Source organism: Blastococcus sp. TML/M2B, from assembly GCF_016612865.1.
Classification (GTDB): Bacteria; Actinomycetota; Actinomycetes; order Mycobacteriales; family Geodermatophilaceae; genus Blastococcus.
This window is the reverse complement of sequence record NZ_JAENZZ010000002.1, coordinates 1,971,281-1,985,939: the sequence shown is the minus strand read 5'-3', so window position 1 is coordinate 1,985,939 and position 14,659 is coordinate 1,971,281. Positions and strand designations below refer to the sequence as shown.

Below are 14,659 nucleotides of genomic sequence, written 5' to 3'. Positions count from 1 at the left end.
AGGATCCTGGGCGCCCCGGATCACCAGGTCCGCGTCTCGAGGAGTCCCATGCGCATCCGTTCGCTCACCGCCCCCGCCGTGCTGGTCACCGGCGCGCTCCTGCTCACCGCGTGCGGCGGTGACAGCCCGCTGGAGGGGAAGACCGGCTCCGAGGTGGCCGAGCTCGCCGCGGACGCGCTCGAGGAGTCCGGCGCGGTGCACATGGCCGGCACGATGACCACCGACGGCGAGGAGGGCGAGGTCGACCTCCAGCTCCAGGACGACGACGCCTCCGGCACGATCACCCTCGGCGGGGTCGAGATCGAGCTGATCAGCGTCGACGGCGACGTCTACATGAAGGCCGCGCCGGAGTTCTGGGCGTCCTTCGGCATGCCCGAGGAGGCCGCCGCGGAGTTCGACGGCAAGTGGGTGGCCGTCCCCGGCGACGCCGCCGAGGGCTTCAGCCGACTTCTCCCTGGCCGGCATCGCCGACGAGCTGCGCTCGGGGGAGGACGTCAAGGACGAGACCCGCAAGGACGAGCTGGACGGCGACGACGTCGTCATCGTCGAGCAGGAGGACGGCAGCCAGCTGACCGTCGCCGACGACGACCCGGCCTACCCTCTGCAGATGAAGGGCGGCGACGACTCCGAGGGCACGGTGACCTTCAGCGACCACGGCGAGAAGAAGGACATCTCCGCGCCCAAGGACGTCCTCGACCTCGAGAGCGTCATGGGCGGCTGACCAGCCGCTCAGCCGGACCGGCCGGGGCCCCTCGGGTCCCGGCCGGTCCCGTCGCCCCGCATCCCCGGCGGCCGTCGAGCCGCGCCCCCAGGAAGGCCCCATGACCGTCGAACGCCCGACCGAGCCCCCGGTCCCCGGCCCCGTCGTCGGGCTGCGGCGCGAGCGCGAGGTGCTCTCCGTCGCGCTCGCCACGCACCGGCACGTCGTCCTGGAGGGCCCGCCGGGCACCGGCAAGTCCACCCTGCTGCGCGCCGTGGCCGCCGAGACCGGTCAGGACGTCGTCTTCGTCGAGGGCAACGCCGAGCTCACCCCCGCCCGGCTGATCGGCCAGTACGACCCCTCCGCGGTCCTGGCCGGCGGGTACCTGCCGGAGAACTTCACCGACGGCCCGCTGCTCACCGCCATGCGCGGCGCGGGCCTGCTCTACCTCGAGGAGCTCAACCGGATCCCCGAGGAGACGCTCAACGTCCTCATCACGGTGCTCACCGAGGGCGAGATCGCCGTGCCGCGGCTGGGCACGGTGCACGCCACGTCGGGCTTCCGGCTGATCGCCGCCATGAACCCGTTCGACGCGATCGGCACCGCCCGCGTCGGGCAGGCGATCGCCGACCGCATGTGCCGCGTGGTCCTCGACTACCAGCCCGAGGAGGCCGAGCGGGCCATCGTCGCCGGCGTCACGGGCGCCGCGGAGCCGCAGATCGCGCTGGCCGTCGGCCTGGTGCGGGCCACCCGCGCGCACCGCGACCTGCGCACCGGCTCATCGGTGCGCGGCGCCATCGACCTGGTGCTGCTGCTCGACGGCCTGCTGCGGATGCGCGGCGAGCAGCTCGCCGGCGGCCGCGAGACCGCCCGCGATGCCACGCACGCCGCGCTGTCCGGCCGGATCCGGGTCACCGAGGGCGTCGAGCGGACGCCGGAGGCCGTGCTCGACGAGATCCTGGACGACGTGTGGCCGGTGGGTTCGGTGCCACCGGAGCCCGGTGGGGGCAGCCCCGGCGAGGCCCCCGATCTCGCGGGTGGTGGTCAGGGAAAAGCGCCGGGCCCGTCGGCTGAGACGGGCACCGAGCAGCCCAGCATCCCGCGGCGCGACGCCGCGTCCCGGCGCGGCCCGTCGTCCACCGGCCGCCGGGAGATGCAGCTGCGGCACCAGGCCTTCTCCGAGGTCAGCCCCGAGGTGGGCGAGCTCGACGAGGACGCCTTCGCCGGGCTGATGGGGGCCGACCCCGACGCCGCGGCCGCCCTGCTGGCCGATCTGGCCACCGCAACCGACCGCGAGCTGCGCTCGGCCGCCCGCCGGCTGGCCGCCCGGGTGTTCGTGCAGGTGGGTCGGGTGGGCACCACCCGGGCGCGCGGCACCCGGCGGCTGGTGCCGACCCGCCGTCCCGAGGGCGACCTCGACCTGGACCGCACGCTGGACCGCTGGTCGGGCATCTGGCCGCCGGCCGCCGAGGACCTGGTCACCCGCAACTGGACCGGTTCCCGGCGCGCGGTCTGCCTCGTGGTCGACCGCTCGGGCTCGATGCAGGGGCTCGGCGTGGCGATCGCCGCGGTCGCGGCCGCCGGGGTCGTGCTGGCCGCGGACGAGCGGCTGCAGACCAGCGTGCTGACCTTCGCCGACGACCTGACCGTGCTGCAGGCGCTGGGCCGGCACCGGGCCGCGGAGGACGTCGTCCTCGACCTGGTGGGGCTGCGCGGGCACGGGAAGACCGACCTCGCCGTGGCGCTGCGCGGCGCCCGGCGTCAGCTGTCCCCGGCGACGGCGGACGAGCGGGTCGTCGTCCTGCTGTCGGACTGCCTGTCGACGGCGGGGGAGCCGGCCGAGACGGCGCTGGCCGGCATCGACCGGTTGCACGTGCTCTGTCCGCTGCCCAGCGGCGAGGCGCTGGACGCCGCCCGCCTGCTGGCCGCGCGCGGGAACGGGCGGATGGAGCCGGTCCGGTCGCTGAACGACCTCGGGCCCGCCCTCACCCGCTTGCTGGGGTGAGGACGGGCCCGAGGGCTGCGACCTACAGGTTCCGGTCGGCGTCCGTGTAGACGATCATGCCGCGGATGTTCTTGCCGTCGCGCATGTCCTGGTAGCCCTGGTTGATGTCCTCGAGCTTGTACTTCGTGGTCACCAGCTCCTCGAGCTTGAGCTGCCCGGCCTGGTAGAGCGAGAGCAGCTCGGGGATGGCGTTGCGCGGGGCCATGCCACCGAAGATGGCGCCCTGCAGGTCCTTCTGCATGAGGGTGAGGTCGAACAGGCTGAGCTTGACGTCGACCTTGTCGAAGCTGCCCATGCCGGTGACGACCGCGCGCCCGCCCTTGCCGGTGATGCTCATGGCGGCGGCGACGTCCTCGCCCTGGATGTCACCGACGGTGATGATCACCTTCTCGGCCATCCGGCCCCAGGTCAGCTCGTTGATCTGGGGGGTGGCCTCCTCGATGCTCGCGTAGGTGTGGGTGGCGCCCATCTCCATGGCCCACTCGCGCTTCTGCGCGACCGGGTCGATGACGATGACGCGCTTCGCGCCGGCCGCCGCAGCGCCCTGCACGGCGTTCATGCCGACGCCGCCGGCGCCCATGACGACGACGTTCTCACCGGGGCGGACGTCGGCGACCTTGGTCGCGGAGCCCCAGCCGGTGGTGACGCCGCAGCCCACGAGGGCGGCGATCTCGAGCGGGATGTCCGGCTCGATGCGCACGACCGAGGCCTGGTTCACGGTGATGTAGGGGGAGAAGGTGCCGAGCAGGCACATCGGCGAGACACCCTGGCCCTTGGCGGTGACCCGGTGGGTGCCGTCGGAGATCGCCTTGCCGCCGAGCAGGTGGGCGCCGAGGTCGCAGAGGTTCTGCTGCCCGCGCGAACACGGCGGGCACTTGCCGCAGGCGGGGATGAAGGCGGTGACGACGTGGTCGCCCTCCTTCAGGTCGGTCACGCCGGGGCCGACCTTGACGACCCGGCCGGAGCCCTCGTGGCCGCCGAGGCTGGGGAAGCCGACCGGGGTGGCGCCGGTGACGAGGTGCTCGTCGGAGTGGCACAGGCCGGAGGCGGCCAGCTCGACCATGACCTCACCGGCGACGGGGTCAGCGACCTCGATCTCCTCGACCGACCACTTCTCGCCCACGCCCCACAGAATCGCGCCCTTGGTCTTCAACAGATGTCCCTTCGATCCGAGACCCACCAGAGGTGGCGGGTTCGCAGCACGACAGTGCTCCGGGTCACTCTTAGCACCTCGGCCCCACCCGTCAAGGTCGGGGGGCCCGTCCCCGCGCCCGGATGACGACTCACCGGGGACCCGGTGACACTGGGCGCGTGTCCGGCGAGCCCGTGGTCGTGGTCGGCGCCGGGCCCGTGGGGTTGACGGCGGCGCTGCTGCTCGCCCGCCGCGGCCTGCCGGTGCTGGTGCTCGAGCGGCACCGCACCCCCTACGCCCTGCCCCGCGCGGTGCACCTGGACGACGAGGTGTTCCGCGTGCTGCAGGACGCCGGCGTCGCCGACGACCTGGCGCCGCTGACCCGTCCGATGGCCGGGTTGCGGCTGGTCGACGCCGCGCGCGCGGTGCTGGCCGAGTTCCGCCGGCAGCCGGGTGCCGGGGCGAACGGCTGGCCGCCCGGCTCGCTGGTGCACCAGCCCGACCTGGAGGCGCTGCTGGCGGCCGCCGTCGCGCGCACGCCCGGCGTCGAGCTGCGCCGCGGCTGCGAGGTCACGGGCCTGTCCGGGGACGACGACGGCGTCACGCTGGCCGTGCGGGACCGGGACGGCGGTGCGGACCGGTCCGTCCGCGCGGCGGCGGTGCTGGGGTGCGACGGCGCCAACAGCACCGTCCGCGACCTGATCGGCGCGCGCATGCGCGACCTGGGGCCGGCCGACCGCTGGCTGGTGCTCGACGTCCGGTCGCCCGCGCCGTTGCCGCTGTGGCCGGGGGTCACCCAGGTCTGCGACCCGGCGCGTGCCGCGACGTCCATGCCGGTGACCGGCGACCGGTACCGCTGGGAGTTCCGCCTGCTGCCGGGGGAGACCGCCGCCGAGCTGGTGGAGCCCGCCCGCCTCGCCGGGCTGCTCGCGCCGGTCGACCTCGCGGCGGTGGAGGTGGTGCGGGCGGTCGAGTACACCTTCCGGGCGCAGCTGGCCGACCGCTGGCGGGCCGGGCGGGTGCTGCTGGCCGGCGACGCCGCCCACCTCACGCCGCCGTTCGTCGGGCAGGGCCTGGGGCTGGGCCTGCGGGACGTGCACCAGCTGAGCTGGAAGCTCGCCGCCGTCCTCGCCGGGGAGGCCGACGACGCGCTGCTGGACAGCCACCGGGCCGAGCGCGAGCCGCACGCCCGCGCGCTGATCCGGCTGGCGCTGCTGCTCGGCCGGCTGATGACCGGGGGCGGCCGGGGCGCGGCGGTGCTGCGGCGGGCCGTGCTCGCCGTCGTCCGCAGGATCCCGGCGGTGGCCCGGCTGGCCACCGACAGCAGGACGCCGCCGCTGCGCGGGCCGCTGGTGGACCGGCGCGGCCGGGCGGGACGACGGCTGGCGGGCTCGCTGGCGCCGCAGCCCTGGGTGGAGGTCGACGGGCGCCGGTGCCGGCTGGACGACGTCCTCGGTGTCGGGGCGGCGACGCTGACCGCGGAGCTGTGCGTGCGGCGGGCGGACGGCAGCGAGGTGCAGGTGCAGGACCCGTCGGGCACGCTGCGGCGCTGGCTGGGCGGCGCGACCGCGGCGCAGATCCGCCCTGATCGGATCGTCACCGCGGCGCGCTGAGCTGCGCCGCGCGGCAGGGGTGGCCGCGCGCCACCGCACGTACGAGGCACCATCGGGGGATGCGCGCGCGACTCGACGATCCGGAGGACCAGTCCCCCAGGGCAGTGGGGCGGCGCGTGCGTCGCGCCGCGTCGGGGAGCGGTCCGGTGCCCGACGACCCGGACGAGCGCGAGGCCGCCCTCGAGCTCGCCGAGGACCACCTCCGGGTGCTCGACCGGCAGCGCTACTGGGCGCCGGCCCTGTTCGTGCTGTGCGCCGTCCTCGCCGTGGGTGTGGCGCTCACCGGGCCCGCGTGGGTGTGGGGAACGGTCCCGGTGTGGCTGGCGGCGGCTGTCGGGCACTCCTACCTGCGCGCCCGCGTGCACCGCCGCGTCGCGCTCCTCGCTCCCGGAGCGCCCGGGCGGGACTGATCCGGACGGATTCCGCGGATGCCGGTAGCTCGTGGCGCGGCGGGGTACCGGAACCGCCATGAACATCGACAAGGACCAGATCCTGCAGCTGCTGAAGTCTCAGGGCGACGACGCCAAGGCCCAGCAGGCCGACTCCGAGCTCCCCGACCAGGTGGACACCGACAAGGACGCCGGGCTGCTCCAGAAGTTCGGCATCGACCCGATGGACCTGATCAAGAAGTTCGGCGGCGGCAAGCTCGGCGGCCTCCTGGGGTGACCCGTCAGCCGGGCTCGCCCCCGGTGGACGTCAGGAACAGCCGCGACGACGCGAAGCCCAGCCGCTCGTAGACGGGCACGGCCCGCGTGCTCGAGTGCACCGACACGTGCGCCGCCCCGAGCCGGACGGCGTGGTCCCTCGCGGCCCGCACGAGCGCCGTCCCGATGCCCTGCCCGCGCCGTGCCGGCAGGACGAACACGCTCTGGACGTCGGCCGAGAGCCGCGTCGTCGTGCCCGGCCGCGGCACCCTCGGGACGAGCGCCAGCCATGCCATCCCGGCGACCTCCGAGCCGCCGGGGCGCGCGACGAAGGCGACGTGCGAGCCGGCGTGGTCGGCCCACCAGGCACCCAGGTCGAAGGCGAAGGCCTCGACCGACTGACGTGCCTGCTCCTCGGGTGCCGCGTTCAGCCAGAGCAGGCGCGCCAGCTGCGGAACGTCCTGCGCTCCTGCACGACTCACATCCACGCGCCCAGTCTGTCCTGCCGGGTGCCCGCTGCGGGGTCCGCCGGGGCTCGCCCTCGCGTCACCCGATCCGGGCGGCGCGGTCGCCGCCGGTGCCGCCGACCTGCACGATCGCCGCATGCGCGATCGGCTCCTGAACGCCCCGGCCTGGGGGCTCGGTCTGCTCAACGGGGCGCTCTTCGGCCTGTTCTGGACCGCGTTCACCCGCTGGTCGGACGGTGACAGCTGGACCTCTGCCCTCGTCCAGGGCGCTGTCATGGGTCTGGTCTTCGGCGTCGTGATGGGCCCGCTCCAGCACCGCCAGCAGCGAGGTGTCCGGGATGTCGCCGCGCGGTCGCCCGAGGGCCTGTCGCGGCGGGTTCCGCCGGGCCGCGCTGCGCGGACCGGTGCCCGCCGAGCCGGCGGTGCGCCAGGCGGCCAGCGGTCTGATCGGCGCCCAGCTGGTCCACCTCGACCGCCAACGGCGGTGGGCCCCGGCCTTCTTCGTCCTGATGGGGGTGCTCTCGGCGTTCCTGGCGATCACCGGCAGCCCGTGGTGGTGGGCCGCCGTCCCCGCGTGGGCGCTCGCGGCCGCCGGCCACCTCTGGATGCGCGCCCACCTGCGCCGCCGGGCCGCGCTGCTGTCCGAGGTGTCCTGACACGCCGACTGCGGGGAAAGCGGCCCTCGGGACGTCGCCCGGAGGCCGCCTTCCCCGCAGTGGGGGAGGCGGGAGCGGTCAGGCGTCCCGGCGGGCGGCGGCCGGCGAGGTGCTCAGCGTCGCGTTGGCGACGGCGGAGTCGCCGAGCTGGCGCTCGAAGCCGGCCGGGATGACCAGGTCCTCGCTGCTGAGGTCGGCGACGTTCGACTTGCCCAGGCCGATCATGGCCGAGCCGAGACCGTCGCGGAGCAGGTCCAGCACGTTGCCGACGCCGGCCTCGCCGTTGGCGCCGAGGCCCCAGAGGTAGGCGCGGCCGATCATGACGGCCTTGGCGCCCAGGGCGAGGGCCTTGGCGACGTCGCCACCGCGGCGGATGCCGCCGTCGAGCAGGACCTCGACCTGGTCGCCCACGGCCGCCGCGACCGAGGGCAGCGCGCGGATCGAGGCCGGGGTCCCGTCGAGGTTGTTGCCGCCGTGGTTGGAGACCGAGATCGCCGTGACGCCGGCGTCGACGGCGCGCTTGGCGTCGTCGACCCGCATGACGCCCTTGAGCATGAACGGCTTGTCGGCGCCCCACAGCTCGCGCAGCCAGGCGACGTCCTCCCAGGTCGGCATGGGGGACTGCATCCACTGGCCGTAGGCCTCGAAGAACGTCGGCGCCGGGTCGCCGGGGGTGGCGACCATGTTCGGCACGGTGAGGTCCGGGATGCGCATGGTCTTGGCGAACTGCCAGGCCCAGCGCGGCTTGGTGATGACCTGCGGGGCGTACCGGCGCATCGCCTCGAAGTTGATCTTCTCGGGGATGAACGGGCTGCCCCAGTCGCGGCCGTAGGAGAACGACCAGTCCAGCGTGGCGATGAGCCCGGCGGCGCCGGCCTTGCGGGCGCGCTCGACCTTGGCGGCCATGACGTCCCGGTCGCCCACCCAGTAGAGCTGGAAGAAGGTCTTCGGGTTGGCCGCGATGACCTCCTCCATCGGCTTGCTCGCCATGGAGGACAGGCCCATGGCGGTGCCGCGCGACGCGGCGGCCCGGGCGACGTCGACCTCGCCGCCGGGGGTGACGGCCTGGACGCCGGTCGGGCTGATCATCACCGGCAGCGCGAGCTCCTGGCCCATGACGGTGACGGCCATGTTCTTCTCGTTCGCCAGGCCGGCGGTGTGCGGGGCGAAGCCGATCTCGGCGAAGGCGGCGAGGTTGTCCTCGGCGGTCAGGCCGCGCTCGGAGCCGGCGACCAGCGCGCCGTAGACCCCCTTGGGCAGCCGCTTCTTGGCGCGTCGCTGCGCCTCGGCCACTGATTCGAACCAGGGGTTCGCCATCGTGCACTCCTCGTTGTCGGCTCGTCGGTCCGGCGACGGCGTCACCGGTGGCACTGAGTGCCACAGTACCCCGGTGAGAGCCCCGTCACGCCCGGATCCCGCGAGCGGGCTCATCCCGGAGGGTCAGCGGGGTCAGCGGCGCAGTGCGAGGAAGCCGCCGGCCATCTCCTCCAGCGCGACCCGGAGCTGGTCCACGAGCGAGCTCGCCTCGTCGGCGAGCCAGGCCTCGAACGCCGTCGTCGCCGCGGCCCGGGTGCTGGCCGCGACCAGCCGGGGCACCAGCCGGTCGGGTGACTCCCCGGTGCGGACGGCGACGTAGCGGGCCACCGCGCGGTCGACCTCGGCGAACCGCAGCTGCGAGTGGGCCAGCAGCGCCGGCTCGGTGAGGATCAGCTGCATCCGCTCGCGCAGGAGGTGCAGCTGGGAGTCGGGGTAGGCGTTCACCTCGACGTAGGCCGCGCAGACCGAGGCGAGCACCGGCTGCCCCGGGTCGCCGGCAGCCAGCAGCGCCTCGAGGCGGGCGACGTGGCCGGCGAAGTCACCCCACACCGCGTCGGCCTTCGTCGCGAAGTAGCGGAAGAACGTGCGCCGGCTGATGCCCGCGGCGTCGGCCACCTCGTCGCTGGTGACGTTCTCGAACCCGCGCGAGGCGAACAGGTCCAGCGCGGCCCGCTCGACCCGGGCGCGGGTGGCCTCCCCCGGCGTCCCGGCGGGCACGACCTCGGGCTGCATCACGATCTGATCATGCCGTTCCGGGAGGCGGGGTGGATGCTGGGCGGGCAGTCGGGTGCCCCCCTTGATCGGTGGCACTCAGTGTCATTAGTGTGCCCCTCACCTGCCCGTTCAGCGATCCCCCGGAGGTCCCCATGCCCGAGACGACGAGCACCGACGTCGAGACCACCGCCGCCCGCCGCGGACGAGGCCCTCGTCGAGGAGTCGCTGGTGGAAGAGGTCTCCATCGACGGCATGTGCGGCGTCTACTGATCGCGTCGGCACCCCTGTGACCGCGGCGGTGTCCTCTGCCGAGGTCGCGTTCGACCCGGCCGGGCCCTGGCGGCGCGCCCGCTCGGTCGCGCTGCGGCCCGAGCCCTTCGGCGCGCTGGTCTACCACTTCGGCAACCGGAAGCTCTCCTTCCTGAAGTCGAAGACCCTGGTGTCCGTCGTCGAGGCGCTCGCCGACCACCCGAGCGCGACCGCCGCGCTCACCGCCTGCGGCGTGACCGAGGCCCAGCGCCCCGCCTACGAGAAGGCGCTGGCCGATCTCGCCCGCTCGCAGATGATCGAACCGAACCCCGAGGGGACCCCGTGACCGCCCTCCTGCCGCCCCGCCCCGCCGCGCCTCCTCGGCCGACCGGCGGTCGTCTGATCGACCAGTTCGAGTACGGCCTGGACGCCCCCATCTGCCTGACGTGGGAGCTCACCTACGCCTGCAACCTGGCGTGCGCGCACTGCCTGTCCTCCTCGGGACGGCGCGACCCGCGCGAGCTGTCGACCGCCGAGGCCGAGGCGGTCATCGACGAGCTGCAGCGGATGCAGGTCTTCTACGTCAACGTCGGCGGCGGCGAGCCGACCGTGCGGCCGGACTTCTGGCACCTGCTCGACTACGCCATCGGCCACGACGTCGGCGTCAAGTTCTCCACCAACGGCATCAAGCTCGACAAGACCCGCGCCGCCCAGCTGGCCCGCACCGACTACGTCGACGTGCAGATCTCCCTGGACGGCGCCACCGCCGAGGTGAACGACCGCGTCCGCGGCACCGGCTCCTACGCGACCGCCATCCGCGCGCTGGAGAACCTGGCCGAGGCCGGGATGAAGGACTTCAAGGTCTCCGTCGTCGTCACCCGGGAGAACGCCGGGCAGCTCGACGAGTTCAAGGCGCTGACCGACTCCTTCGGCGCGCAGCTGCGGATCACCCGGCTGCGGCCCTCGGGCCGCGGCGCCGACGTGTGGGACGACCTGCACCCGACGATGGCGCAGCAGCGCGAGCTCTACAACTGGCTGCTCGCCAACGGCGACGGCGTCCTCACCGGCGACTCGTTCTTCCACCTGTCGGCCTTCGGCGAGGCCCTGCCCGGGCTGAACCTGTGCGGCGCCGGCCGCGTGGTCTGCCTGATCGACCCGGTCGGCGACGTCTACGCCTGCCCGTTCGCCATCCACGAGAACTTCCTCGCCGGCAACGTCCGCGACGAGGGTGGCTTCCAGCGGGTCTGGCAGCAGAGCGAGCTGTTCGCCGACCTGCGCAACCCGCAGACCGGCGGCGCCTGCACCAAGTGCGCCCACTTCGACGCCTGCCGCGGCGGGTGCATGGCGGCCAAGTTCTTCACCGGCCTGCCCCTCGACGGCCCCGACCCGGAGTGCGTGCAGGGCTACGGCGAGACGGCGCTGGCCGCCCGCGACCTCGAGCTGGTCACCCCGCGCAGCCACATCGACCACTCGCACAGCGGTCCGGTGCGCGGCCAGCCCACCCTGCTCGGCATCCCGTCGATCCCCGCGAAGATCTGCGACGAGTCCCCCCTGGCCGGCCTCGACCTGCGCTGACCCCGCCCGCGCGACCACCGGCCGCTCCCACCCCGTAGGGGGAGGGGCGGCCGGTGGGCTGCGGAACCGGATCGGCCCCGCCGATCAGGACGAGGTGATCCTCGAACTCCCCGCCCGGGCCGCCCGCCTCCTCCCGTCGGGCCGCCGCCTGCCCGAGGAGGTCTGGCAGAGCCGCCACCGCGCCATCGTGCGACTGGCGATCGGCTCCGCGTTCTGCCTGGTCCTGCTGGCGTGGGTGTGGGGGTTCGGGCAGCCGGCGGCCGTCGCCGTCCTCGCCGCCGTCGCCGGACCCCTGCTGTTCGCGCTGCCCCGCTTCGGCCGGGCCACCCGCTCGGCCGCGACCACCGTCAGCCTCATGGCGGCGTGCGGCGCGCTGGTCCACCTGTGGGGCGGGGTCACCGAGGCGCACTTCTCGTTCTTCGTCATGATCGGCGTCGTCGCGCTCTACCAGGCGTGGGTGCCGTTCGGCATCGCGATCGTCGTCGTCGCCGCCCACCACGGGGTGGTCGGCACGCTCTTCCCGCACGCGGTCTTCGGGCACGGCGGCAACGCGAACCCCTGGCTGTGGGCCGGCATCCACGCCGCCTTCGTCCTCGCCGCGAGCCTGGCGCACCTCTCCTCGTGGCGGCTCAACGAGGAGCAGGTGCTCAGCGACCCGCTGACCGGCCTGGCCAACCGCACGCTGCTCGAGGAGTTCACCCACCGGCTGCTCGCCCGCGGCGGCGCCGTGAGCCTGCTGTTCATCGACGTCGACGACTTCAAGGCCGTCAACGACGGCCGCGGGCACGCCACCGGCGACGAGCTGCTGCTCGTGCTCGCCGAGCGGCTGCGCAGCTGCGTCCGCCCGGGCGACGTCGTCGCCCGCATCGGTGGTGACGAGTTCGCCGTCGTCGTGGACGGCGGCCCGGAGGTCGCCCGCGCCGTCGGCGAGCGGGCCCTGGTGGCGCTGTCGGTGCCCGTGCCGCTGGACGACGGCCTGCTCACCGTGCACTGCAGCATCGGGGTCGCCGCCTCGTCCGACGTCACCGAGCGCACGGCCGGCGCGCTGCTGCGCAACGCCGACCTCGCCATGTACCTGGCCAAGGCCCAGGGCAAGAACCGCCTGGTCGTCTACGCCGACGGGATGGCCGAGGCCGCCCGCCGCCGCGCGGACCTCGCCCAGGACCTCGCCGTCGCGGCCGGCGCCGGCCAGCTGGAGGTCCACTACCAGCCGACCATCCGCCTCCGCGACGGCCGCACCACCGGCTTCGAGGCCCTGGTGCGCTGGAACCACCCCGAGCGCGGTCTGATCCCGCCGGTCGAGTTCATCCCGCTCGCCGAGGAGACCGGCGCCATCGACGGCATCGGCGCCTGGGTGCTCCGCCAGGCCGCTACGTCAGGGCGCTGCCTGGACGGCGGAGACCGGCGACCCGGTGCGCATGGCCGTGAACCTCTCCCCCCGCCAGTTCCACGACGGCAGCGACGTGATCGCGCTGGTCGTCGCGGCGCTGGAGGAGACCGGCTTCCCCGCCGAGCAGCTGACCCTGGAGGTGACCGAGGGCGTGCTCGTCCGCGACGGCGACGCCGTGGTCGCCCAGCTCCAGGCGCTGCGGGCCCTGGGCATCCGCATCGCCATCGACGACTTCGGCACCGGCTTCTCGGGGCTGTCCTACCTGCGGCACCTGCCGGCCGACATCCTCAAGATCGACCGGAGCTTCGTCACCGACCTGCCGCGCGGCCGGTCGGCGGTCACCCTGATCACCTCGATCGTCGAGCTGGCCCGCACGCTGGGCCTGGACATCGTCGCCGAGGGCGTGGAGACCGAGGACCAGCGCCGGGCGCTGGCCGACCTGGACTGCGGCTCGGCCCAGGGCTACCTGTTCGCCCGGCCCGAGCCCGCCGACCGCGCGGGCGCAGCCCTCGCCGCCGGCGTGCCCGTCCGGAGCTGACCTAGAGGTCGACCTTCTCGTTCTCGCCGCCGTCGATCCGCTCGCCGGTCGCCTTGGCCTTGACGAAGCTGAAGGCGGTGGCCAGTCGGCCGCCGGGGCTGTCCCAGTACTCGGCGGAGTCGCCCTCGACCTTCAGCAGGACGACCGACGGGTCCTCCGGGCCCTGCGGGAACCAGGCCTCGACGGCGCCGTTCCAGAGTTCCTTCTTCTTCGCCGGGTCGTCGACGACGGTGGCGGAGCCGGTCAGCGAGACCCACGTCCCGCCGGAGCCGACGCCGACGTTGACCTGCGGGGTGGCCCGGATGTGCTGCACCGGGTGCGAGTCGCGCTCGGCGAAGAACCACAGGTCGCCGTCGAACTCCACCTCCTGCAGCGTCATCGGCCGGCTGGTCAGCTTGCCCTCGGGCGTGGTGGTGGTGAGGAAGCCGAACCGCTGACCCTGGATCAGCTCGGCGACCTTGCGGGTGTCCTCTGCGCTCATGGCAGGCACCGTGCCCAGGCTCGCGCCGGGCGACACCCCGGACGGCGGCACCGTCAGACGGCGTCCAGGTAGCGCCAGGCGCCGTCCTCGCGCACGAAGCGGCTGACCTCGTGCTGCGCGCCGCGTTCCCCGCCGGCCGACCAGTGCGCGCGGAACTCGACGGTGCCCTCGGTGGCGAGCAGCCCGCCGCCGTCGACGGCGAGCACGTCCAGGCCCAGCCAGCGGACGCCGTCGTCCAGCTCCAGCTCCGCCGGACGGGTGCGCGGGTGCCAGGTGGCGCGCAGGTACGCGGCGTCGCCGACGACGAAGGCGCTGTACCGCGAGCGCATGAGCCGCTCGGCGGTGGGCGCCGGCGTGGTGCCCGCGTGGAGGGGGCCGCAGCACTCGTCGTAGGGCAGGCCCGATCCGCAGGGGCAGCGCCGGTTCGCCATGCCGGCATTCTGCCCCGGGGGCGGTCCCTAGGCTGCCGGCGTGACTGACCTCGCCCGTGCCGTGTGGCCGCGGATCCCCTCGTCGGCACTGCTCGTCGTCCCGCTGGGCTCGGTCGAGCAGCACGGGCACCACCTGCCGCTGGCCACCGACACCTCGGTCGCGACCGCCGTCGCCCGGCAGGCGCTGCCCGGGCTGGACGGTGCGCTGCTCGCCCCCGCGGTGCCCTACGGCGCCAGCGGCGAGCACGAGGGGTTCCCCGGGACGGTGTCGATCGGCACCGAGGCGCTGACGGCGCTGCTGGTGGAGCTGGGCCGCTCGGCCTGCCGGTGGGCGCCGCGGCTGCTGGTGGTGAACGGGCACGGCGGCAATCTGGACGCGCTGCGGGCCGCGGTGCCGCTGCTGCGGTCGGAGGGCCGGGACGTCGCGTGGTTCCCCTGCGGGGTGCCGGGCGGGGACGCGCACGCCGGGCGGACCGAGACGTCGCTGATGTTGCACGTGGAACCGGACGGGGTGCGCGAGGCGGACGCGGTGGCCGGGGAGACCGCGCCGGTGGCGGAGCTGCTGCCGCGGCTGCGGGCCGGGGGCGTGCGGGCGGTGAGCCCCACGGGCGTGCTGGGCGACCCGGCGGGCGCGTCGGCGCCGGAGGGTGCGGAGCTGCTGGCCGCCATGGGCCGGCGGCTGGTCGAGGCGGTGCGCGGCTGGACCGTGGACCCCGCCGGGCGGCTCGGGGGCTGAGCCGCCCGGCG

18 protein-coding genes and 1 pseudogene are annotated in these 14,659 nt (G+C 74.6%); 12 read left to right on the top strand and 7 right to left on the bottom strand.

All coding sequences use genetic code 11. From position 1 onward, the window contains the following. Positions 1 to 48: 48 nt before the first annotated feature. Both JKP75_RS18220 and JKP75_RS18215 read left to right on the top strand, forming a co-directional pair. Positions 49 to 825, top strand: a complete 777-nt coding sequence (locus JKP75_RS18220; RefSeq protein ID WP_200493346.1) for a hypothetical protein — start codon at positions 49 to 51, stop codon at positions 823 to 825. After that, positions 822 to 2,705: an AAA family ATPase gene (locus JKP75_RS18215; protein ID WP_200489913.1), complete on the top strand. Its 1,884-nt coding sequence runs from the start codon at positions 822 to 824 to the stop codon at positions 2,703 to 2,705. The genes JKP75_RS18220 and JKP75_RS18215 overlap by 4 nt, the downstream gene beginning before the upstream one ends. A gap of 22 nt (positions 2,706 to 2,727) precedes the next feature. Here the strand turns inward: JKP75_RS18215 and JKP75_RS18210 are convergent, their stop codons facing one another. After that, on the bottom strand, positions 2,728 to 3,858 hold the full coding sequence (locus tag JKP75_RS18210; protein WP_200489914.1) for an NDMA-dependent alcohol dehydrogenase: 1,131 nt from the start codon (positions 3,856 to 3,858) through the stop codon (positions 2,728 to 2,730). Positions 3,859 to 4,016: 158 nt separating this feature from the next. On the opposite strand from JKP75_RS18210, the gene JKP75_RS18205 reads away from it, so the two are divergent. The 3 genes from JKP75_RS18205 to JKP75_RS18195 all read left to right on the top strand — a co-directional run bounded on the left by JKP75_RS18205 (position 4,017) and on the right by JKP75_RS18195 (position 6,116). After that, complete coding sequence (locus tag JKP75_RS18205; RefSeq protein ID WP_200489915.1) at positions 4,017 to 5,450, top strand: bifunctional 3-(3-hydroxy-phenyl)propionate/3-hydroxycinnamic acid hydroxylase; 1,434 nt, start codon at positions 4,017 to 4,019, stop codon at positions 5,448 to 5,450. Between the two features lie 146 nt (positions 5,451 to 5,596). Further along, on the top strand, positions 5,597 to 5,860 hold the full coding sequence (locus JKP75_RS18200; protein ID WP_200489916.1) for a hypothetical protein: 264 nt from the start codon (positions 5,597 to 5,599) through the stop codon (positions 5,858 to 5,860). A gap of 58 nt (positions 5,861 to 5,918) precedes the next feature. Beyond that, positions 5,919 to 6,116: a hypothetical protein gene (locus tag JKP75_RS18195; RefSeq protein ID WP_200489917.1), complete on the top strand. Its 198-nt coding sequence runs from the start codon at positions 5,919 to 5,921 to the stop codon at positions 6,114 to 6,116. 4 nt (positions 6,117 to 6,120) lie between these two features. Here the strand turns inward: JKP75_RS18195 and JKP75_RS18190 are convergent, their stop codons facing one another. Beyond that, positions 6,121 to 6,582, bottom strand: a complete 462-nt coding sequence (locus tag JKP75_RS18190) for a GNAT family N-acetyltransferase (RefSeq protein ID WP_200489918.1) — start codon at positions 6,580 to 6,582, stop codon at positions 6,121 to 6,123. Positions 6,583 to 6,640: 58 nt separating this feature from the next. Then, on the bottom strand, positions 6,641 to 6,877 hold the full coding sequence (locus JKP75_RS18185) for a hypothetical protein (RefSeq protein ID WP_200493345.1): 237 nt from the start codon (positions 6,875 to 6,877) through the stop codon (positions 6,641 to 6,643). Positions 6,878 to 6,965: 88 nt separating this feature from the next. Here JKP75_RS18185 and JKP75_RS18180 point away from each other — a divergent pair, with 88 nt between their 5' ends. Further along, positions 6,966 to 7,217 carry a hypothetical protein gene (locus tag JKP75_RS18180; RefSeq protein ID WP_200493344.1) on the top strand — a complete coding sequence of 84 codons (252 nt, stop codon included), beginning with the start codon at positions 6,966 to 6,968 and terminating at the stop codon, positions 7,215 to 7,217. 78 nt (positions 7,218 to 7,295) lie between these two features. Here JKP75_RS18180 and mftD read toward each other — a convergent pair whose 3' ends face one another. Together mftD and mftR are read right to left on the bottom strand one after the other, a co-directional pair. Then, positions 7,296 to 8,534: a pre-mycofactocin synthase MftD gene (gene mftD / locus JKP75_RS18175; protein WP_200489920.1), complete on the bottom strand. Its 1,239-nt coding sequence runs from the start codon at positions 8,532 to 8,534 to the stop codon at positions 7,296 to 7,298. Positions 8,535 to 8,666: 132 nt separating this feature from the next. Continuing rightward, positions 8,667 to 9,266: a mycofactocin system transcriptional regulator gene (gene mftR, locus JKP75_RS18170; protein WP_200491284.1), complete on the bottom strand. Its 600-nt coding sequence runs from the start codon at positions 9,264 to 9,266 to the stop codon at positions 8,667 to 8,669. A 12-nt stretch (positions 9,267 to 9,278) separates the two neighbouring features. On the opposite strand from mftR, the gene mftA reads away from it, so the two are divergent. From mftA to JKP75_RS23120, 5 genes and pseudogenes are all read left to right on the top strand, one after another. Continuing rightward, positions 9,279 to 9,518 (top strand): mycofactocin precursor MftA, encoded by a 240-nt coding sequence (mftA, locus tag JKP75_RS21990; RefSeq protein ID WP_309229975.1) that lies wholly within the window; start codon positions 9,279 to 9,281, stop codon positions 9,516 to 9,518. A 28-nt stretch (positions 9,519 to 9,546) separates the two neighbouring features. Continuing rightward, complete coding sequence (gene mftB, locus JKP75_RS18160) at positions 9,547 to 9,843, top strand: mycofactocin biosynthesis chaperone MftB (protein WP_200489922.1); 297 nt, start codon at positions 9,547 to 9,549, stop codon at positions 9,841 to 9,843. Continuing rightward, positions 9,840 to 11,072 carry a mycofactocin radical SAM maturase gene (mftC, locus tag JKP75_RS18155; protein ID WP_200489923.1) on the top strand — a complete coding sequence of 411 codons (1,233 nt, stop codon included), beginning with the start codon at positions 9,840 to 9,842 and terminating at the stop codon, positions 11,070 to 11,072. The genes mftB and mftC overlap by 4 nt, the downstream gene beginning before the upstream one ends. Positions 11,073 to 11,427: 355 nt before the next feature. Continuing rightward, positions 11,428 to 12,384: pseudogene (locus JKP75_RS23125) on the top strand (diguanylate cyclase domain-containing protein); the annotation flags it as partial. A gap of 106 nt (positions 12,385 to 12,490) precedes the next feature. Next, the gene (locus JKP75_RS23120) at positions 12,491 to 13,000 is read left to right on the top strand and encodes an EAL domain-containing protein (protein ID WP_255523386.1); all 510 of its coding nucleotides are present in this window, start codon (positions 12,491 to 12,493) and stop codon (positions 12,998 to 13,000) included. Position 13,001: 1 nt separating this feature from the next. Here JKP75_RS23120 and JKP75_RS18145 read toward each other — a convergent pair whose 3' ends face one another. Together JKP75_RS18145 and JKP75_RS18140 are read right to left on the bottom strand one after the other, a co-directional pair. Continuing rightward, complete coding sequence (locus tag JKP75_RS18145; RefSeq protein ID WP_200489925.1) at positions 13,002 to 13,481, bottom strand: pyridoxamine 5'-phosphate oxidase family protein; 480 nt, start codon at positions 13,479 to 13,481, stop codon at positions 13,002 to 13,004. 53 nt (positions 13,482 to 13,534) lie between these two features. Then, a complete protein-coding gene (locus JKP75_RS18140) occupies positions 13,535 to 13,912 on the bottom strand; it encodes a YchJ family protein (RefSeq protein ID WP_200489926.1) in 378 nt (125 codons plus the stop codon). Between the two features lie 40 nt (positions 13,913 to 13,952). On the opposite strand from JKP75_RS18140, the gene mftE reads away from it, so the two are divergent. Beyond that, positions 13,953 to 14,648 carry a mycofactocin biosynthesis peptidyl-dipeptidase MftE gene (gene mftE / locus JKP75_RS18135; protein WP_200489927.1) on the top strand — a complete coding sequence of 232 codons (696 nt, stop codon included), beginning with the start codon at positions 13,953 to 13,955 and terminating at the stop codon, positions 14,646 to 14,648. Positions 14,649 to 14,659 lie beyond the last annotated feature (11 nt).